Annotated in this window: 19 protein-coding genes and 1 pseudogene; 10 read left to right on the forward strand and 10 right to left on the reverse strand. The window is 65.1% G+C overall.

Features of this window, described 5'->3' with window-relative positions:
* Positions 1 to 105: 105 nt before the first annotated feature.
* The 7 genes from JWS14_RS47740 to JWS14_RS47770 all read right to left on the reverse strand — a co-directional run bounded on the left by JWS14_RS47740 (position 106) and on the right by JWS14_RS47770 (position 7,591).
* Positions 106 to 1,155, reverse strand: coding sequence for an Ldh family oxidoreductase (locus tag JWS14_RS47740; RefSeq protein WP_206017141.1), 1,050 nt, complete (start codon positions 1,153 to 1,155; stop codon positions 106 to 108).
* Positions 1,152 to 2,129 (reverse strand): hydroxyacid dehydrogenase, encoded by a 978-nt coding sequence (locus JWS14_RS47745; RefSeq protein ID WP_206017142.1) that lies wholly within the window; start codon positions 2,127 to 2,129, stop codon positions 1,152 to 1,154. The genes JWS14_RS47740 and JWS14_RS47745 overlap by 4 nt, the downstream gene beginning before the upstream one ends.
* A complete protein-coding gene (locus tag JWS14_RS47750) occupies positions 2,122 to 3,024 on the reverse strand; it encodes an NAD(P)-dependent oxidoreductase (RefSeq protein ID WP_206017143.1) in 903 nt (300 codons plus the stop codon). The genes JWS14_RS47745 and JWS14_RS47750 overlap by 8 nt, the downstream gene beginning before the upstream one ends.
* Positions 3,021 to 4,556 (reverse strand): MFS transporter, encoded by a 1,536-nt coding sequence (locus JWS14_RS47755; protein ID WP_206017144.1) that lies wholly within the window; start codon positions 4,554 to 4,556, stop codon positions 3,021 to 3,023. Before JWS14_RS47755 ends, JWS14_RS47750 begins: the two co-directional genes overlap by 4 nt.
* A 97-nt stretch (positions 4,557 to 4,653) precedes the next feature.
* A complete protein-coding gene (locus tag JWS14_RS47760) occupies positions 4,654 to 6,078 on the reverse strand; it encodes an aldehyde dehydrogenase family protein (RefSeq protein WP_206017145.1) in 1,425 nt (474 codons plus the stop codon).
* Between the two features lie 62 nt (positions 6,079 to 6,140).
* Entirely contained in the window at positions 6,141 to 7,304 is a 1,164-nt protein-coding gene (locus JWS14_RS47765) for a UxaA family hydrolase (protein ID WP_061045517.1), read from the reverse strand.
* Positions 7,283 to 7,591, reverse strand: a complete 309-nt coding sequence (locus JWS14_RS47770; RefSeq protein WP_206017146.1) for a UxaA family hydrolase — start codon at positions 7,589 to 7,591, stop codon at positions 7,283 to 7,285. Before JWS14_RS47770 ends, JWS14_RS47765 begins: the two co-directional genes overlap by 22 nt.
* Positions 7,592 to 7,731: 140 nt before the next feature.
* On the opposite strand from JWS14_RS47770, the gene JWS14_RS47775 reads away from it, so the two are divergent.
* The 10 genes and pseudogenes from JWS14_RS47775 (at position 7,732) to JWS14_RS47805 (ending at position 13,441) form a co-directional block, all read left to right on the forward strand.
* Positions 7,732 to 8,475, forward strand: a complete 744-nt coding sequence (locus JWS14_RS47775; RefSeq protein ID WP_061045519.1) for a FadR/GntR family transcriptional regulator — start codon at positions 7,732 to 7,734, stop codon at positions 8,473 to 8,475.
* Between the two features lie 597 nt (positions 8,476 to 9,072).
* Positions 9,073 to 9,366 carry a hypothetical protein gene (locus JWS14_RS47780; RefSeq protein WP_105422014.1) on the forward strand — a complete coding sequence of 98 codons (294 nt, stop codon included), beginning with the start codon at positions 9,073 to 9,075 and terminating at the stop codon, positions 9,364 to 9,366.
* Positions 9,367 to 9,556: 190 nt separating this feature from the next.
* Positions 9,557 to 9,922 carry a hypothetical protein gene (locus JWS14_RS50990; protein ID WP_241031905.1) on the forward strand — a complete coding sequence of 122 codons (366 nt, stop codon included), beginning with the start codon at positions 9,557 to 9,559 and terminating at the stop codon, positions 9,920 to 9,922.
* Positions 9,919 to 10,341: a hypothetical protein gene (locus tag JWS14_RS50995; protein ID WP_241031906.1), complete on the forward strand. Its 423-nt coding sequence runs from the start codon at positions 9,919 to 9,921 to the stop codon at positions 10,339 to 10,341. Before JWS14_RS50990 ends, JWS14_RS50995 begins: the two co-directional genes overlap by 4 nt.
* Before the next feature lie 232 nt (positions 10,342 to 10,573).
* Entirely contained in the window at positions 10,574 to 10,753 is a 180-nt protein-coding gene (locus JWS14_RS51000) for a hypothetical protein (RefSeq protein ID WP_241031907.1), read from the forward strand.
* A gap of 102 nt (positions 10,754 to 10,855) precedes the next feature.
* Entirely contained in the window at positions 10,856 to 11,269 is a 414-nt protein-coding gene (locus JWS14_RS51005) for a hypothetical protein (RefSeq protein WP_241031908.1), read from the forward strand.
* Between the two features lie 12 nt (positions 11,270 to 11,281).
* On the forward strand, positions 11,282 to 11,707 hold the full coding sequence (locus JWS14_RS51010; protein ID WP_241031909.1) for a hypothetical protein: 426 nt from the start codon (positions 11,282 to 11,284) through the stop codon (positions 11,705 to 11,707).
* 76 nt (positions 11,708 to 11,783) lie between these two features.
* Positions 11,784 to 12,236 carry a hypothetical protein gene (locus tag JWS14_RS47795; protein WP_241031910.1) on the forward strand — a complete coding sequence of 151 codons (453 nt, stop codon included), beginning with the start codon at positions 11,784 to 11,786 and terminating at the stop codon, positions 12,234 to 12,236.
* A gap of 183 nt (positions 12,237 to 12,419) precedes the next feature.
* Positions 12,420 to 12,629, forward strand: a pseudogene (locus JWS14_RS47800) (oxidoreductase); the annotation flags it as partial.
* A 53-nt stretch (positions 12,630 to 12,682) separates the two neighbouring features.
* On the forward strand, positions 12,683 to 13,441 hold the full coding sequence (locus tag JWS14_RS47805) for a hypothetical protein (RefSeq protein ID WP_241031911.1): 759 nt from the start codon (positions 12,683 to 12,685) through the stop codon (positions 13,439 to 13,441).
* Between the two features lie 126 nt (positions 13,442 to 13,567).
* Here JWS14_RS47805 and JWS14_RS47810 read toward each other — a convergent pair whose 3' ends face one another.
* The 3 genes from JWS14_RS47810 to JWS14_RS47820 all read right to left on the reverse strand — a co-directional run bounded on the left by JWS14_RS47810 (position 13,568) and on the right by JWS14_RS47820 (position 17,917).
* On the reverse strand, positions 13,568 to 14,929 hold the full coding sequence (locus JWS14_RS47810; RefSeq protein ID WP_206017147.1) for a pentapeptide repeat-containing protein: 1,362 nt from the start codon (positions 14,927 to 14,929) through the stop codon (positions 13,568 to 13,570).
* A gap of 436 nt (positions 14,930 to 15,365) precedes the next feature.
* A complete protein-coding gene (locus tag JWS14_RS47815; protein WP_206017148.1) occupies positions 15,366 to 17,255 on the reverse strand; it encodes an acetolactate synthase large subunit in 1,890 nt (629 codons plus the stop codon).
* Between the two features lie 179 nt (positions 17,256 to 17,434).
* Complete coding sequence (locus tag JWS14_RS47820; protein ID WP_206017149.1) at positions 17,435 to 17,917, reverse strand: Lrp/AsnC family transcriptional regulator; 483 nt, start codon at positions 17,915 to 17,917, stop codon at positions 17,435 to 17,437.
* Between the last annotated feature and the right edge of the window lie 37 nt (positions 17,918 to 17,954).

A 17,954-nucleotide genomic window follows, 5' to 3' on the forward strand; every position in this document is an offset into this window, starting at 1 on the left:
TGGTACCTGGGACTTTGGAGATGTGGGTGGTTGGTGCTCCTGGAGCCGGCCATAACCCGGCCATCCCTGTCGACATTGCGATCGGGTTGGCCGGGGATGTTCGGTTCAGGTCATGACCGGCTGGTCGGTGCTGGGGGCAACTGCCACGCCCAGGCGCCCCGCCCATCCGATCAACTGGTCGACCGTGGTCGTCGCGAGGTCGAGCGGAGTGTTGGCGGGAAGGTTGCCGATTGTCGACCGGCGGGCGCCCGGTAGTCGACCTCCGTGTTCACCCACAAGATTCGCCAGCCTGTCGATTCGATCCTGGGCCCCGGTTCCGCTGCTGTCGAGGCGGGCAGGGTCGACCGTCACGATGAGGTGACCGATCCGCTGCGGATGTTTGGCGTCGGAGTCGTCGAACATGTCGGGGACGTCCACCGACAGGTGGGGGCCGACCGCACCGCCGGCGAGTGCCTCGATCAGGAAGGCAAGGGCGAATCCCTTGGCACCCCCCAGCGGGGACAACATGCCGCGCAGTGCGGCCTGCGGGTCTGTCGTCGGTTCTCCGTGTGCATCCAGTGCCCACCCATCGGGAAGTTGATCGCCGTTCTGGGCGTGGGCTGCGATCTTCCCCCGCGCGACCGCGCTGGTGGCGAGGTCGATGATGGCCGGGGTGGGTCTGCTGGGTATGCCTGCGGCGATCGGTGATGTCGACAGCAACGGCTTGTTGCCGCCCCACGGGGGCATCACCGCGGGTCCGTTCGAGAAGGCGAGCGCGATGTAGCCGGCGTCGATTGCGGCGCGGGTGTAGATGCCGAGGGCTCCGCAGTGACCGGAATTGCCGACCGACACCACCGCGACTCCGTATGCGGCGCAGCGTTCGGCGGCGAGTTCGGCTGCGCGCCACAGCTGCCAGTGCCCGAGACCGCCGCCGCCGTCCAGCGCGAGCACGGGACCGGTGTCGCTGACCGTGACCAACTCGGCCTCCGGTGGGTATCCACCTGCCTGCATTCGTTCGAGGTAATAGGGCAGGCGCAGCAGGCCGTGAGAGCCGATGCCCCACAGGTCGGCCTGCACGATGCATTCCGCGGTTGTTGCCGCCCGGGTGGGCTCGAGCCCCGCCGCACGCAGGAGGTCCGTGGCCAGGTCGATGGCAGCGTTTGCGGTGTCGATCATGAGCGGGCCTCTCGGTGTGTTCCGACCGCAGCGGTCGCGCTGCGATCGTCGAGCACCGCCGCGATGTTGTCGGCAAGCACTGCGAGGATTCGGTCCTGGCTATGGGTGGTGATTCCTGCGATGTGCGGGGTGAGAATCACGTTGTCGAGTTTGTCGAGGCGCCCCGGGAGTGGGGGTTCTACTTCCCGGACATCGAGTGCGGCGCCGCCGAGGCGACCGGTCTCGAGGGCATCGGCCAGTGCACCCTCATCGACGACTTCGCCGCGTCCGACGTTGACCAGCACTGCGGTGGGTTTCATGACAGCGAGGAGTTCACCGTTGATGAGGTGCGCGGTGCCGCGGGTCGCCGGAAGGTGGCACGACATCACGTCCGCCCTCGCTGCGACCAGGGCAGGAAGCTCCAGCAATTCTATTTCTTCCTGCGCCAACTTTTCGGCATCGGCGTACGGGTCGTACGCCACGATCGTCATACCGAGGCTGCGGGCGAGGCGGGCGCAGGCCCGTCCGGTTGCTCCGGCACCCAACAGTCCCCACACGCCGCCGTGAAGTTCCCGCCCAGGGGTACGCTGCCAGCCGCCCCGGCGGCAGTCGGCATCGAGTTCGACGGTGCGGCGCACCGCGGACAGGGCCATCCCGAGCGTGTGCTCAGCGACGCTGATCGCGTTGGCGCCCAAGGGGGCCACCACCACGACCCCGGCCTCGTTGGCGCACTCGAGATCGATATTGTCCAGCCCTACCCCGGCGCGGGCGATGACCCGCAGGGACGGACATGCCTCGATCAGCTGGCGATCGACCTGGGTCCGGTTGCGGACTACGAGTGCCCGGGACCGCGAGCCCAGCTCGAGCAGCTTTTCCCGGTCTTGCCAGGCGTGGGGTGCACGCAGAATCGAGCGCGAGGTCCCCAGATCGTCGAACGGCTGCCCCCACACGTCCTCGGTGATGACTGCGTCGATCATTCCGTCGATGTCAGACATGGTCTGCCCCCTCGGAGTTGAGCAGGGTCGAGCTCGGGTCGAGGACCTTGGCCATGGCGATGACGTCCTCGTCACCGTAGCCGTGGGCGATGGCGGAGACGAGCTGCGCAAGACCTTGTGCAGCAACAGGTGTCGGCACACCGGTCCGCGCGGCGGCGTCGACTGCGAGCCGGACGTCCTTGGCGGCGAGTGTGACACCGAATCGTGCGGTGTAGTCGTTGTCGATGATCCACGGCAGCCGCACGTCCGACTGGAACGAACATGCCCCGGTGTCCTTGAGGGCGGCGGCGAACATCTCCGGCGTGATGTCGACGCTGCGTGCGAGCACGTACCCCTCGGCAAGCACGGCCAGATTGGTCATCCCGATCAAGTTCGAGATCAGCTTAAACATGGCCGCCCCCTCGGGGGAGCCGAAGTCGTAGGTCTGCTGGCCGATCCGGTCCAGCAACGGCTGCAGTTGGGTGAGCGCAGGCGCTGATCCGCCGACGAACAGCGGGATCTCGCCGTTTTCGGCGGCGGCGGGGGTCTTGCCCAGGGCGCAGGAGACGAAGCCGTGGCCCAGGCCTTCGAGGAGTTCGGCCGTGGTGCGTGCGGTGGCGGGATCGATCGTCGAGACATCCACCGCAATCGCCGAGTCGGCGAGGTGCGGCGCCACTTCGCGCCACATGGACAGCACGTGCTCGGGGAGCGGGAGGCTGGTGAACACCACATCCGCCCCGGCCACCGCATCGATCGCGGATGCGGCGGCGACGGCACCGACCTGGATGCAGTCGTTGACGGCGGCGTCGTTGAGGTCGAAGACCCGGACGTCGTATCCGCCGGTAGCCAGGCGGCGAGCAACCGCGCCGCCCATCTTTCCGACGCCGATGAAGGCAACCTTCGTGTTGGTGGTCATTGCATCTCCTTGCTGAGTGGCCGCCCGGCCGGCGGGCCACCGGTCGTGGCCGACCCGGTAGCGCCGACAGCCTCGGTGGTGGCTGATGGGTTGGTTGAGGTGGACTGTGGGGCTGGATCGTCGTCGGCGTCGACGTCTTGTCCGATGGGTTCCCACCGGATCAGGAGCAGGGTGAGCAGACCCAAGGTCGGTGCGAGCGCCACGACCAGATAGACGCCGGTGCCCAGATGGGCGCCCAGGATCGGGAAGAAGAGCAGGGCCACGGTCGACCCGATCCGCAGCAGCGCTTGGCTGAATCCAGAGCCGACTCCGCGCAGCGAGGTCGGATAGCTCAGGGTCGCCATGGTCATGCCCTGCGCGCCGGGGCCGGCGGCGTGCGCGAAGACGAAGGCGCCGAGCAGCGCAGCCGCACCGATCAGCATCGTCGTGCTCGATGGCGTTCCGATGAGCCCCAAGCCCACCAGGGCGGCGAGGCAGATCCCGAATCCGATCGTGGAGAGCTTCCACGATCCCCACTTGCCGGCCAGTTTGACGCCGAGGAATCCTCCGGTGATGCCGAAGAGGACGTTGAACGCCAGCGCCCCGACGATCGAGGTGAGCCGGTCCTGGGCGAGGAACCCGATGATGATTCCGGGCAGGGCGAACCCGACGGCGTAATACTGCATGGATTGGCAGGCGGAGACCGTCGCAGCCAGGATCGTGCGTTGCCGGTAGCGGCGGGTGAACAGTCTGCGGAAGTCCCCGAACTTGGGTTTGTCGCCCGAAGGAAGCTCTCTCGGAGCGTCCGGGTCGAGGTGGACCTTCAGGCCGTAGGACTTCTTGAGGATCGCCGCCGCCCGCTCGAGGTCTCCCTGGTTCGCGGCCCAGGAGGGGGACTCGTCCATGTAGCGGTGGCGAACGAGCATGACAGCGAGCGCAGGGACGGCACCGAAACCGACTGCCCATCGCCACAAGTTGTCATGGGCTGATTCGGGAACGATGAAATACAGGGGGAGGAGTACGAGAAAACTCGACGCCGTCGCCAAGTACCACATCGGTTGCCAAAGGGTTACCTGCCCACCCTTTCGGGCCGATCGGGTGAACTCGGCGATGAATGCAAGGGCGACGGGGAAGTCGATGCCGATGCCGACACCCATCACGAACCGGCCCGCAGTGAGAATTTCCACGTTCGGTGCCACAGCGCAGACCAGTGCTGCGACGACGAAGAAGATCATGTCGGCCATGAAGAGCTTGTAGCGGCCCAGCCGGTCGACAAGATAGCCGCCGACGAGGGCACCGATGAGGGCGCCGACCATGATGGAACATGCGACGATTCCCTCACCGACAGGACCCAATTGGTAGGTGTGGGCGATGTCGTGGAGCCCGAAGGCAATCGCGGAGAAATCGTAGGCATCGATGAAGATGCCGCCTAAGGCGATGAAGGTAATTGCTCGGGCATTGCCGCCTTTCGCGATACCCGAGTTGACCAGGTTGGTGACGTCGCGAGCGGATCTGATGATGATCGGCTCGCCCGTCGAGTGCGGACCTGACATGGCATTGCTCCCTTAACGCGGACTTTACGGGCCTCGTGACCGTGCCGCTAGGTCGTTCCGGAGTGGGGTGGAGCGTGGAGGATCGAACGGATTCAGATCAGAGCCCGATCGCGAGGTAGCGGGTTTCTTCGAACTCCTCGAGGCCGATCTCGGCACCTTCACGGCCGAGTCCGGATTGCTTTGTTCCGCCCATCGGCGCGAATGCCGCTGTGGGCAGGGCGTTGTTGATACCGGTGATGCCGACGTCGAGATGCTCGGCAACTCGCCACACACGGGCGGTGTCGCGGGTGTAGAAGTATCCAGCGAGCCCCATTTCCGTGGCGTTGGCGCGCGCGAGCACCTCGTCTTCGTCCTCGAACTGGAAGATCGCGGCTGCCGGGCCGAATACCTCCTCGGTGGCCAGCCCCACGTGTTCGGGGACATCGACCAGCAAGGCAGGGGTGCAGAATGCGCCGGTGGGAAGATCAAAGTCGCGGGTGATCTTCTTTGCACCGGCATCCACAGCCCGATCGACCAGATCATTCACGGCGCGGACGCGTCGCTGGTCGATGCAGGCCGCGAGGTCGGGAACCGGTGAGGACAATCCGTTGCCCACCGTCATCTCATCGACTGCGGCAGCGAATCGGCTGGTGAATTCGTCGTACACGGCGGAATGGACGAAGAAGCGGTTCGCTCCGATGCAGGACTGTCCCGTATTGCGGAACTTGGCGATCATGGCGCCGGCCACCGCGGCGTCGATGTCGGCGTCGTCGAAGACGATGAACGCGGCATTTCCGCCCAGTTCGAGCAGCGGCCGGGTGATACGTCGGCTCGCTTTTGCCATGATGTCCTGTCCGACACCGGTCGAACCTGTGAACGAGACGACCCGCACAGCGGGATGCTGAAGATAGGCATCGGTGATCTCGGCGGCGGGGCCGTGAACCAGGTTGATGGTGCCCTTGGGGAGGCCGGCGTCAGTCAGCGCGCGGACAAGTTCGGTCGCGGCCAACGGCGCCTGGTCCGAGACGCGGGCCACGACGGTGCAGCCGGCCGCGAGAGCGGGCGCGAGCTTGCGGGCCTGGATCGAGCAGGGGAAGTTCCACGGGGTGAGGCTGGCCACGACACCGGCGGGACGACGGAGTGTCATGTGGCGGCGATCGGCCGCTTCGTGTGGGTGCACACTGCCACTCGGGCGGCGCGCCTGCTCGGCGAACCAACGGAAGTATTCCGCGGAGAACGCGACCTCGCAGACGGCTTCGGGTTTGCGTTTGCCCGCCTCGGCGGCCAGAAGTGTGCCGATCTCCTCGGCACGCGCGGTGATCAGGTCGGCGGCCTTGTGGAGCAGGTCTGCACGTTGCCGTGCAGGTGTATCCGCCCATGCGGGAAGCGCGGCTGCAGCAGCGTCGGCCGCCGCGGTGGCCTCGGCGCGGCCGCCGTAGCCGATCCGGCCCACGACGGACCCCGTCACGGGGTTCAGCACATCCTTCTGTTCGGTGGTTTCGTGCCACGCACCGTCGATGAGAACGCTCGGTGTATTCGCCATTATCTGTGAATTCCTTACTCTGAGAGGCCGGGGGAGGGCGTTGCCCACCCCCGGCCACCGGGTCACGCGCTCGGGTACAGACGGGTCATCACGAATTCGCGGTGGCCCAGCGCCTCAGCGCAGGTGAGTCGTCCATTGGTGGTCCGGTCGATGACCGCCATGAGCTGGTCACCGGCCGCCGCGAGGTCGTACTCGCGGCGGAGCAGACCCGAGCAGTCGAGATCCATGTGTTCACTCATGGTCTCGGCGGTGGTCGGATTCGCGGTCAGCTTGATCACCGGTTCGATCGGGTTGCCGATGATGTTGCCCTGCCCGGTGGGGAACAGGTGCACGACAGCTCCTGCGGCGGCCATCAGCGTGATGCATTCCGCGGCCGCAGACGAAGTGTCCATGAAGTACAGCCCCGGGCCCGAGGTCGGTGCCTCCGCCGCCGCCAACGCACCCACCACCGGTTTCGTGCCTGTCTTGGCGATGTTGCCCATCGCCTTCTCCTCGATCGTCGACAATCCGCCCCGGATGTTGCCCTGGGTGGGCTGGGATCCGAGAAGGTTCGCCCCGGTCCGCTCGACCATCGCGATGTAGTCGTCGTAGATGAACTGAAACTTCTCGCGCACAGTGTCATTGACGCACCGTTCGGCGATCAGATGCTCGCCTCCGGTCAACTCCGTGGTTTCACCGAAGAAGACCGTGCCGCCGGCGTCCACCCAGCGGTCCACCGCTTCGGAAGTGGTCGGGCACGATCCCAACCCACTGGTGGTATCGGATTCGCCGCACTTGACCGACAGAACGATCTCACTGCGTTCCACCGGCTCGCGATGCTTCTCGGAATCGTCCTGAAGGAACTGGGCGGCCACCCGTGAGGCCTTCGCGATCGTCTCGAGATCCCCGTGGCGTTCGATCGAAAATCCCTGAACCTTCTTGCCAGTCTTGGCAATTCCTTGAACTACCCGGTCGGTCCAGTTCGGCTCGATGCCGATGACCACGACCGAGGCCACGTTGGCGTTGCAACCGGTCCCGATCAGGGTACGGAAGGTCAGGTCCAGGTCAGGCCCGAACTGAAGGCGGCCGTATGCATGCGGCAGAGCGAGCGTTCCGGGCACCACCTTGGCGACCGCTTCGGCGGCTGCATTGGACAGGTCGTCCAGCGGCAGAATCACCGTGTAATTGCGGATGCCGACGGTGCCGTTCTCTCGGCGGTATCCGGTCAGGCGATGCTGTTGTGCCACCGTGCACTCCTAATGTTGTGAACATGGACGTATGAGCCGCGGGTGATCTTTTCGGTAGTCACACCGACGCGCAGTCCGTATTCGATGACGTCTTGTCCGGCCTCGAGATCAACCAATGCAACCTTGTGCCCCAAAGGGATTGGGTCCAGCAATTCGAGGCTGACCGATGCCGGCCCGCGCAGGTAGCCACCCTCTACAGCGCCGGGATCGAGATCGCGCACTGCAACTGCGACGACGTCGCCGTCGTGGTGCGCGAGGAAGTCCGGCGCTCGGGTTGCGTCTTTCATAATTTCCTCCTATTTCGGCAAGAGGTCTTACCTCTTCTGGGAGTCTGGCACGGTGTGACGCGCGACGCAAGAGTCAATGAAGAAGAATTCTCGCCCAGGAGGTAAAGTGGTCTTACCAAATTTTCGGGAAGGAGATCTCCATGGCAGCCGATGAAATGTGGGAGTCGCTTCAGCGGGGACGCGTCTCCGACCTCATAGCGAGACGCATTCTCGATGTGATCGCGAAGGACCAACTTCGCCCGGGCGACCGACTACCTCCGGAGCGCGAGTTGGCTGCCATGCTCGGAGCCAGTCGGCCCTCACTCCGAGAGGCTCTTCGCTCCCTGAAGGCGCAGGGCAGAGTGGACGTCCGGCACGGGTCCGGGGTGTACGTCGCAGACCCGGAGACCACCCGCAACCTGCGCGAGGCCCTCTACGCCGAAGAAGTCGACATCGAAGAACTCTTCGACATGCGCGAAGTGCTGGAGTTGCCCGCCGCTGCCTGGGCCGCGCGCAACGGTGACAAAGCCAGGCTCGAAAAAGTGTCCGAAGCGTACGAGGCTCTCAACGCTGCCAGCCTCGAGCCGAAGATCGATTGGCGTCACCTCCAGGCACTCGACGCAGCTTTCCACATGCGCATCGTCGAAGCGGCCGGGAATCGCTTCCTCGCCCGCACTCAGGGCGTCCTGCACGAGATACTCTCCCGCGGTATGGAGACGACGCTGCAAGTTCCCGGGCGTCTGGAACGCTCCCGCGCGGACCACCAGCGGATTCTCGATGCGCTCCTTGCCGGCGACCCAGCAGCGGCACGACGAGCCGCACGGAATCACGTTACGGGTGCACGGAAGGCCGCCCTCGGTCGAATACGGGAAGAGGCGTCCGGCCCCCATTCAGTCCCCAGATAAGCACCAACAGGTCCTGTCCTATCTCGACGGGATGCGGGTCCACCAGGTGGTCAGTGCGATCGCCGCCGCGCGGCATCATCCACCCGGACGCCGTCCGATGTCTGTGACGCCTTGCGGCGGGACTTCCATCTCCGCGGCCGCACTCCGGCGCTGAGCGGGGCGACGACCAGGCTACTCCGCAGGTCGTGCACCGCTTCGTCCGGCCCGCGCTATCACCAATATCAGGGTGATCCGGCGGCGAGTGCAATTGCCGCTTAGTGGGTTCGGACACCGCCCGCTAGGTGACCGGCGAGTTGCACCTTGGTGAGTGTGTTCAATCTGGTCCAGTGCACGGACCTTCCCTTCGAATCTATTCGGAGCATGACGGATGTAGGGCCTGGTGCAGTGAAGCCAGGCGCCGGGGTGTCGACCGTGCTGGGTGTGTCGGTGTTCCCGGTCGGTGCATGTGTCGAGGTCGACCTCTGTTGGGGGTGGGGTGCGTCCACCGCCTGGGGTGGGCGATCGAGCCCCCTGGGGTTGCTTCAATACGGGCGCTGTCGTGGGCAGAGTTGTACCTGTCACCGACGCACTTCCCCGACATCCTCAGGAGAAACGCCAATGATCAACGCCCGCCGAACCGTTGCTGCTATCGCCTTCACTGCCTTTTCGGTTCTGGGTGCGGTCGGGGCGGCGTCCGTCGCTCAGGCCGAGCCGATCGGTCCGAACGGTCCCACCGGTGGTCCGTGTCCGATCGTGAACACGGACTCGCAGGGAAATGAGACGGTGACGTACGGCAAGCCCGGTGATCGCAATGGCGCGCTGGTGTGCGGTGCGGACGGCGAGTGGACGGTCGGCAAGACCAAGGCCAACCCCGGGCAGATCCAGATCCAGCCCGGACTCTCCCGCGGGTAACCGACAGCAGCCTCCGCCATCCCTACTCGAGGGTGAGTGTCCCGCATCGATGCCGATGCGGGGCACGTCCGGTTCCGGGCCGGTGCGTGTATCCGGTGCTGATCGGTGGCCGGTTCCCTCCCGGGTTGCAACATCGCAATGTTAAATTGTAAGGTGATGGGGAAGTGAGACCGCGACGAATGGGGGAGCCGTGACGTACGACCTGCCGGCCGCGCTGGCGCAGATCGATAAGGCCAACACCCGCCTGGCGCGCAACAACATCGCCGAACGGTTCACCTACGTCCTCGACCCCCACACCCACGAGGAGACCAACGCCCTCGGCATCACCACCGCACAGCAGCGGATGCGCCTGACCCTGTCCGCCCCGCGGATCGGGTTCGACGGCTGGCTGTTCGTCACCCGCCTGGTCGAGGAGGACGCCGACTACGTGACCTTCTGCGCACCGGGCCAGAACCTCGACGGCCGGAGTCGCCCGGACACCCCGCACTGCGACTACTGCGGCAAGTTCCGCCGCCGCGCCAAGAAAGTACGTGGTGCGCCACACCGGCACCGGTGAGATCACGCAGGTCGGAGCCTCCTGCATCACCGAAGTTCCTCGGGGTGAAGGTCGCCGGACTGTGGACCCTCGAATACGACGACGAGCACCTGCCCGACCTCGGCGGCAACGAGTGGGGCGAACCGGCGGCCGGTGGGGACCGGTCGCTGCACACGCTCGACCCCATCGCCCTCGCCCGCGCGTTCTCCGAGGGCGGCCGCGGCTACATCTCCCGCGCCCGGGCCGTGACCGCGAGATTCCCGCGACAGCGGACACCATCGCGACCGCCGGGTGGGGACTGGCGTTCATCCGCGACCCGGCGGTGCGCCGCGAACTCGACGACGGCGCGGCGGAGGCCCGCCGGATCCGGGCCCGAGCAGCCCGAGCTGATCGACGCCGTCCTGGCCTCCGCCGAGACCATCGGTGCGGCCAGGGATTAAGGGATGAACCTGCGCACCCTGCTCGCCGGGGAGTACGTGTCTGCGAAGTCGGTGGGTATCGCCGCCTCACTGGTGGCGGTCTACGCCCGGCAGCAGCAGCTGCGAGCCGAACGCGCCACCCTCGTCCCCGGTTTCCCCGCCCCGACCGGTGCCAAGGTCACCGACCTCGGCGCCACCGTGACCGTCCGTCTCCCGCATCATCGACGGCCACTACGGCGCCAAGACCCTGCTCGTGCTCCGCACCGACGGCAACCTGCTGATCAAGTGGTTCGCCACCGGTGTGCGCGACTACGAACCCGGCCAGCGGGTGCGGATCCTGTGCGCCACCGTCAAAGACCACGAAATCTTCCGTGACCAGGACCAGACCGTGATCACCCGCGCCAAGCTCGAACCCCTCGACCCCGCCGCCTGACCCACGTCACCAACCACCAAACCGCGCACCCGGCTCGGCGAGATGCCCTCGTCGGCCGCCGATCTCGCGCGCCCCCTTCTGCTTCCGACAAAAGGACCTGACATGCCTGCGCTGATTCGCCCGACCTACCGCTACACCGATCCGACCCTGACACCTCCGACCCCCGGTGCCGGCCTGGTCGTGGAGGTGGGTCTGGTGTTCTCCCGTCCCGGCGTCGGCCCGAAGGGCGGCGGCCGGCACGGCGGCATCCCGCTCTCGGTCGGTCCCACCACCACACTGTTCCGGCGTCACGACGGCATCGAGCGCCTGCCGAATACCGATCTGCTGCTGTGGAACACCCCGTTCCTGATCGCCGGTCACCGCCACGGCGTCGTCGACCTCCGCCACCGGCCGGGCTGGGAATGGCTGGACGGGACACTTGCTGACCACGTCACCCACGACCACCGCGCCGCCGCCACTACGGCACCCGCACACGGTGTCACCCCGTCACCGAGGAGGCGGCGGCCTCGCCTCTGATGATCGTGCTGTGTGGTGGACGCAAACGCGGCGAGCCAGCCCCCGCTGGAGCCCTCTATACCGGCTCCTACCACCGACTTTGCCAAGAGGCTGCCTGCCGACTGGCACCTCTCGAGCGCATCCACAAACTTTCCGGACTGCACGGCCCTGCTCGACCTCGACACAGTCGTCGCCCCGTACGAGATGCGCCTCGGCCGCCCGGGTTCCGTCACCGCCGACACTGTCCACGCCCAGGCCGCTGACCGAGGACTCCTCGGCGCCCCGGACGTCGTCGTGCTGGCGGGGCGTGACTACAGCCGGATCGTCACCGCCGTATGGCCGCACGCCCGCACTCCGCTGGCCGGCAGCCGCAGCATGGGCGAGCAGCTGCAGCGTCTCGCAGGAATCGCCGGCGGTGGAGGTCTCGACCACATTGGCCTGCATCAGAAGTCGGCATGACCGAGAAATGTGGGTATGCGGCGCTACATTGCCCACCGGGCAACTCATGCCCGGTCTTGGTAGGGAGGAGACAAGAATGCTGATCGTTGCAATGCTCGCTCTGGGGGTGGCGTTTCTGGGCGGGGCGCTGTATCCGCTGCTGGGGGTCGTGCGGAGCTGGAGTGACGGGGATCGATCCAAGAACCAGGCGACGGTCGCAGCCATGTCGCTCGTGGCCCTCTACGGCCTGCTGTTCCTCTATACGGGGGTGGCAGGGGTTTTCGGCGCACGACTGTCCGCCACAACCATCCTCGCCTTCTTTGCGGTAACTGTGTTGGTCGGTACGGTCTTCGCGGTCGCGAGCTTGTACTCGAAACGCCGCGCATGGTCGCTGGACAATGAGCTGCGAGCCGCGTCCGGCCGCCCCGACCGCCGTCACTGGAGGCCGCCGCTGTTGGTTGGGACTCGTGTGGCTCATGGGCGGATCCATTGCCCAATTCGGCGTGCTACTCCTGGTGGCCAGCATGAACGCCGGGGAACGCTCGCCTGAGACCACGACGGACGACCTCGGCGCGACCGTTGCGATTGTGTTCATGGCTGCTGTCATGGTGATAGCTGCTGGTGCTGCGGGCGCCCAGAAATGGCGGCTGCACCGAGAAGAGAGCCGACTGCAGGTATCTGACCGCATGCTGGCGCAACGAGGACACGGAGGCGGAAGAGGATGAATGAAGACCTCGTCCGGTCCGGTTTCGTGATCGGCCGGATGACCGAGGGGATGTCGCCGGCGCCGATGTCGAGCACACCGGCACAGGTCGCGGACGCTGTCGTGCGCGGTCTGCACCGCGGTGCGAGCCGAGTGTGGGTGCCGGGACGGTTGCGCCCGGTGTTCTTCGTCATGAGGTTGCTGCTGCAGGCGATCTGGCGCGGTCCACGGTCGTCCTGAAGGAATCCGAACTGCCGCCGGCCCGCCCAGCGGAAGACGGGTTACTGAGCGTCTTGCTCGGCGTCGTCCTTCTCTCGATCGGCGGAACCATTCTGACGGCGATCCCGCTGCTGTTTTCCGGGGCAACGGTTGCGCTGGCAGCCTTCGCGGGCGTCGAGGTGAGCTTCCTTAGCGAGCATTCCGACGCTCTCTGGACACTGGCCGGCGCAACCACGGCGACATTCCTCGTTGGGGTCGCTGCAGTGGGCGGCGTGACAGCACTCGGTGCAGTGCGGAACAAGCGAAAGCCCAACGAGATCACCGGCAACCAATTGGCCGCTGCACCTCACGAGGTGCGCGCCCTCATGAGTGATGCTGTCCTGACCGTCGAAACGATCAAGGATTCCCGCGCGTGGCGAGAAGGTCTGTTCACCGACGTGGACCTGCGGGCGGCTATCTGGGACATCGGCTCCCGGGTTCTCGCGGCCACAGAGCTGCATGACGCCATCACCGCGGCGAGCGAATCCGGTAACGGCGCCCTTGCGCCCGAGGAGGACCAGACCTACGTGCTGTCGTGCGCCCGAATCGCCGATGCAGTTCAGGCGTTGCGGGACGCGGCCGCCGCAGTCACGCAGCTGTCGGCCGAACTCGCCGCCGCGGATGCCGTTGCACAGCTCGACGCCGAGCGTGCCGAACGAGCAGAACAGTCCGCAGGGCGAATTGAGCGTCTAGTCACCGCACAGGCCACCACCCCGACGACGCCGGCCACTGCGGTCACCGACCTCAGTGAGACGATCACCACCCGGACGCTCGCATACAGGGAACTTCGTTAGGCCTGACCTGGAATGGCGAAACCCCAGTCCAGTCTCCTGGTGCTGGGGTTTCGTCATGTGTGGGCGAGGATTACGAGGTCCACACCAGACTGACTTGACGTCAGGTGCGTGTGCGCAGTATTGAGATCACTCGTCGTCCCGAACGATCCGTGATCGATTAGTCTCTGGAATTTCTTCTATATGTCGGCCGGGCGAATCAGGTTGCTCGTCAACGAGTGGGGGCCATGGGGTGGGTGACACGTCATCGGGTGACGTGCCTTCTCCCCACTTGACTATCGGAGGCCTCTTCCAGCACCGAGGTTCATCGAAAATGAGTCGTGATTCGATCTCTGCTCTGACCGAGGAGACATCCACGGCACCCCCGTCGAACCAAGCATTGGTGAAGTTAAGTGTCGATTTCCCTAGCACTTTCATGAAGTTGAACGTCACGCTACTCAGAGGCGCGAAGTGTGCCTCCTGGAAGAAGAGATCGGCCTCCCAGGCACGTGCCTCGTCGAACGTGATCAATCCGCTGGTTTGTGCCTGGGTGAATCGAATCGCGCCTTTGAACTGTGCCTTGTCGAACTTCACTCCATCACCGAGAACGCACTTCCGAAATGAGGCACCGTACGTCAACCGTGCCTTGGCGAAGCTGGTCTTTACGAACTCGGAGCGATCGAAGAAGGGCATCCCGCCGAATCGAGTCCCCGTGAAGTCGACACCTCCGTCGAACTTGCAGCCAACCAATTGCACGTCCCACAGCGTTGTATTGGACAAATCGAAGGTGCACTTCTGCCAGGTCCCCCTGGCTTCACCCGGCTTAGGTATGCGCGTCTTGTCAGCGATCACCCGGAGAATTGCTTTGCGAACCTCGTCTTCTTGACTAGCTGCTGTAGGTCTGGATCTCTCGACTTCATCATCATCGGCGTCATCGTCGTTGTCGCTGTAGGCGGACGTTGGCGTTCGTAGATACGCGCATAGCACGTCTACGCAGACCTGGCATTCGGCCGGTTTACCGATCGTCAACCAATCGTCTGCCAGCGAGGCGAAGGCGTACACGCCGGCGAACCTAATGGCAAAGGATTTCGAGCCAAGTTGTTCTGCAGCCTCCGTATACCGCTCGCGTAATGCCCGTTCGGTGGTGTGCTTGAACTGGCTCTGGCTCAGTGTCAGTGCTTCTGCAGCGGTGGTCTGCGCGTTTGCGGCCACGGTCAGCGACTGGGCAGCTGTTTGCTGCGCGGTCTCGGTCGTACGCTGGCGACGGTAGGCGATCAGCGCCGCTCCGCCGATACCGATTACGCCGATGACCGTTACGGCTGTACGGGCGGCGTCGAACATTTCGTCGCCGTCCACATCACCGAATGCCCTGAATGCCGAATTATCAGACTGTGCCCATGTAAAAAGCCAGAACAGCAACCCTCCAAGGACTGTCGTAATCAGTATTCCCAAAAACACGAGGAGGCCCAGCGACATCTGGTTCCGGTCCGGATCCGTTCCGTTCGCATTCATAGACGTCATCATCCACCCACCCCATCGCCGATGGTTCTTAGAGCCTCTGATGCGCGGGGGGACGTGTCATACGCACAGGTCAACCGATGTTTGAGTAAACGGTGCTTCCCGGTGGGCTACCGCGCAGGGGAGCGGGCGTCGATGAATCGGCGGATGACTACCCATGCCCCGGACAGGAATGCTGTTTTGGCTGTTATTCACGAGGCCGAGGTCGCTATACAGTCCTCGAACCCACAGAATTAAGGCGCTGCCAGATAGCGGGTGGTGCGAGGGGACCAGGTGAGATCTTGCGGATTCTGGCCGGTCAGGACGCCCGAAAAATGTGACGTGCCGTACCCCTGAGCTGACGCGGTAGGAGGCCGAAGTTTGGACTGACTATTCTGGCCCAACCTACATCCCGGTGCCGCACACACTTCACCAACCGGATCACCGTGGCTCAGTCCTCGTCGAACAAGGGACGAATCCCTTCTGCGGCCATAATCTGGTCGTTGCTCGCGCCTGCGGCAATCATCGGCCAGACGAGGGCATTGTCGCTGACGACGAAGTCGACCACTACGGGCCGGTCGTTGATCGCGCGGGCCTGCGCAATGACGGCCGCGACGTCTTCCTTCCGATCGCATCGCAGGGCGACGCAGCCGAGTGCCTCGGCAAGTCTGACGAAGTCAGGAATGCGACGCGAGTCAGTGGCGAGGTCGATCTGCGAGTAGCGCCCTTCGTAGTGGATCGCCTGGAGTTGTTTCACCATGCCGAGGTTGCCGTTGTTGATCAGGGCCACCTTGATAGGCACGCTCTCGATCGCGGCCGTCGCCAGTTCCCGGTTGGTCATCTGGAAGCAGCCGTCGCCGTCTATCGCCCAAACTTCTTTTTCGGGCGCAGCGATTTTCGCGCCGAGCGCCGCGGGGACGGCATATCCCATCGTTCCCAGGCCGCCGGAGTTCAGCCAGGTCCGCGGTTTCTCGAAGTCGATGAAGTGGGCCGCCCACATCTGGTGCTGACCGACTCCGGAAACGTAGATCGCGTCGGGGCCGGCCGCTTTCCCGACCGCCTCGATGACCAGTTGCGGCGACAGCATGCCATCGGTCGGGCGGTCGTAACTCACCGGGTACGTGCGCCGTACCTCGTCCAGCGATGCCCGCCACCCCTTCAGGTCCGGGGTGGTTCCGGCGGCACGTTCGAGGCGAAGGGCGGCGGTGAGCGCCGGGATCGTCTCACTGCAGTCTCCGACGATGGGGACGTCCACCTCCCGGTTCTTTCCGATCTCGGCCGGGTCGATGTCAGCGTGGATCACTCGTGCGTCCGGGGCGAACGACTCCGCATGCCCGGTGACGCGGTCATCGAATCGCGCGCCGAGTGTGATCAGCAGCTCGCTGCGCTGCAGCGCGGCAACCGCGGCGACAGTCCCATGCATGCCCGGCATGCCGTAGTGCAACGGATGACTGTCGGGGAACGCGCCGCGCGCCATCAGCGTGGTGACGACCGGGATTCCGGTCAGTTCGGCGAGTTCACGCAGCTCGGCCGCGGCGCCGGCCTTGATAACTCCGCCGCCGACGTACAGCACCGGGGCTTCGGCGGAGTTGATCAGCTCGGCTGCCGCGCGGATCTGCTTGCTGTGCGGCTTCGTCACGGGACGGTAGCCGGGAAGCCGCATCTCCGGCGGCCACAAGAACGTCGTCGTCGCCTGCAGGACATCTTTCGGAATGTCGACGAGCACCGCGCCCGGGCGCCCACTCGACGCGATGTAGAACGCCTCGGCGATTATCCGGGAGATATCGGCGGGGTCGGTGACCAGGAAATTGTGCTTCGTGATCGGCATCGTGATGCCGGAGATGTCGGCCTCCTGGAAGGCATCGGTGCCAATGAGCCCGCGGGCGACCTGACCGGTGATCGCGACAACCGGGACGGAGTCCATCTGCGCGTCTGCGAGCGGAGTCACCAGGTTGGTCGCACCGGGACCGGAGGTGGCCATGCAAACCCCGACCTTGCCGGTGGCCTGGGCATAGCCGGTGGCGGCGTGCCCTGCGCCCTGTTCGTGGCGGACCAGCACGTGCCGCACCCGGGTCGATTCGAGGAGGGGATCGTAAACGGGCAGGATCGCACCGCCGGGGATCCCGAAGACACAATCCACACCGAGTTCCTCCAAGGTGCGCACGACAGCCTGCGCCCCGGTTACCAGCTGTGGCAGGTGACGTGTGTCAGCACAGGTACGGTGAGCAGGGCAGTCGAGTCGGGTGGGTGCACTCATGGGAATCCTCGGATCGAGACGGGTTGTCGGATCGACTCGGTCGCCGACGACTCGGATGCGACGCCTTCGCGACCTGCCGGACATCCTCGGGATCGGAGGATGGTGCGCGTGAAGAGACAATGCTCGGGGGTGGGCGAGCTCGGGCGACAAGTCAAGCATCATCGCTGACAACCCACAATCTCCGACGACGCCGCTGCGCAGACTGCACACGAACTACTGATCCGGCGGAAGTGCAGTGGGCAAAATGCTCACGTCGAACCCGATCAGTCCTTGTCGACGAGTTGTTTGAGCAGTGGTGTGAGGCGGTAGTCGACGAGTTTGCGCATGACGAGTGCGGTGGTGGTCTTCTCCACTCCGTCGATGTCGAGGATGTGGCCGGCGATGCGGTAGAGGTCGTCGGCGTCGCGGGCGACGACGTGGATGAGGAGGTCCGTGGCGCCGCTGAGTCCGTGCACCTCGACAACTTCGGGGATTCCGTTGAGCGCCGCCGCAATTCGAGACAGTGCCCGCTGCATGACGCTGGTAAGAATGAAGGCGGTCAGCGGGTACCCGAGGGCGCCCGGCTCGATGCGTCGTTCGAATGAATGCAGCACTCCCTGCGTTTCGAGTTTGCCGAGCCGGGCCTGCACCGTGTTACGGGACAGACCCGTCTTGTCGGCCAGCGCGATCACCGTTGCTCGCGGATCATCGTTGAGTGCGCCGAGGATGCGGGCGTCGAGGGAATCGACGGTGGGTGTGTTGGGCATTGTGACAACCTCCAACTGGGGGGAGCGCGGGATGGTG

This window comes from Rhodococcus koreensis, from assembly GCF_017068375.1.
GTDB lineage: Bacteria > Actinomycetota > Actinomycetes > Mycobacteriales > Mycobacteriaceae > Rhodococcus_F > Rhodococcus_F koreensis.

What these genes read in the sequence shown, in the direction of transcription:
- JWS14_RS47740 (WP_206017141.1), bottom strand. Translation starts at nt 1,155, where the DNA reads ATGATCGACACCGCAAACGCTGCCATCGACCTGGCCACGGACCTCCTG.
- JWS14_RS47745 (WP_206017142.1), bottom strand. Translation starts at nt 2,129, where the DNA reads ATGTCTGACATCGACGGAATGATCGACGCAGTCATCACCGAGGACGTG.
- JWS14_RS47750 (WP_206017143.1), bottom strand. Translation starts at nt 3,024, where the DNA reads ATGACCACCAACACGAAGGTTGCCTTCATCGGCGTCGGAAAGATGGGC.
- JWS14_RS47755 (WP_206017144.1), bottom strand. Translation starts at nt 4,556, where the DNA reads ATGTCAGGTCCGCACTCGACGGGCGAGCCGATCATCATCAGATCCGCT.
- JWS14_RS47760 (WP_206017145.1), bottom strand. Translation starts at nt 6,078, where the DNA reads ATGGCGAATACACCGAGCGTTCTCATCGACGGTGCGTGGCACGAAACC.
- JWS14_RS47770 (WP_206017146.1), bottom strand. Translation starts at nt 7,591, where the DNA reads ATGAAAGACGCAACCCGAGCGCCGGACTTCCTCGCGCACCACGACGGC.
- JWS14_RS47775 (WP_061045519.1), top strand. Translation starts at nt 7,732, where the DNA reads ATGGCAGCCGATGAAATGTGGGAGTCGCTTCAGCGGGGACGCGTCTCC.
- JWS14_RS47780 (WP_105422014.1), top strand. Translation starts at nt 9,073, where the DNA reads ATGATCAACGCCCGCCGAACCGTTGCTGCTATCGCCTTCACTGCCTTT.
- JWS14_RS51005 (WP_241031908.1), top strand. Translation starts at nt 10,856, where the DNA reads ATGCCTGCGCTGATTCGCCCGACCTACCGCTACACCGATCCGACCCTG.
- JWS14_RS47795 (WP_241031910.1), top strand. Translation starts at nt 11,784, where the DNA reads ATGCTGATCGTTGCAATGCTCGCTCTGGGGGTGGCGTTTCTGGGCGGG.
- JWS14_RS47810 (WP_206017147.1), bottom strand. Translation starts at nt 14,929, where the DNA reads ATGAATGCGAACGGAACGGATCCGGACCGGAACCAGATGTCGCTGGGC.
- JWS14_RS47815 (WP_206017148.1), bottom strand. Translation starts at nt 17,255, where the DNA reads ATGTCCGGCAGGTCGCGAAGGCGTCGCATCCGAGTCGTCGGCGACCGA.
- JWS14_RS47820 (WP_206017149.1), bottom strand. Translation starts at nt 17,917, where the DNA reads ATGCCCAACACACCCACCGTCGATTCCCTCGACGCCCGCATCCTCGGC.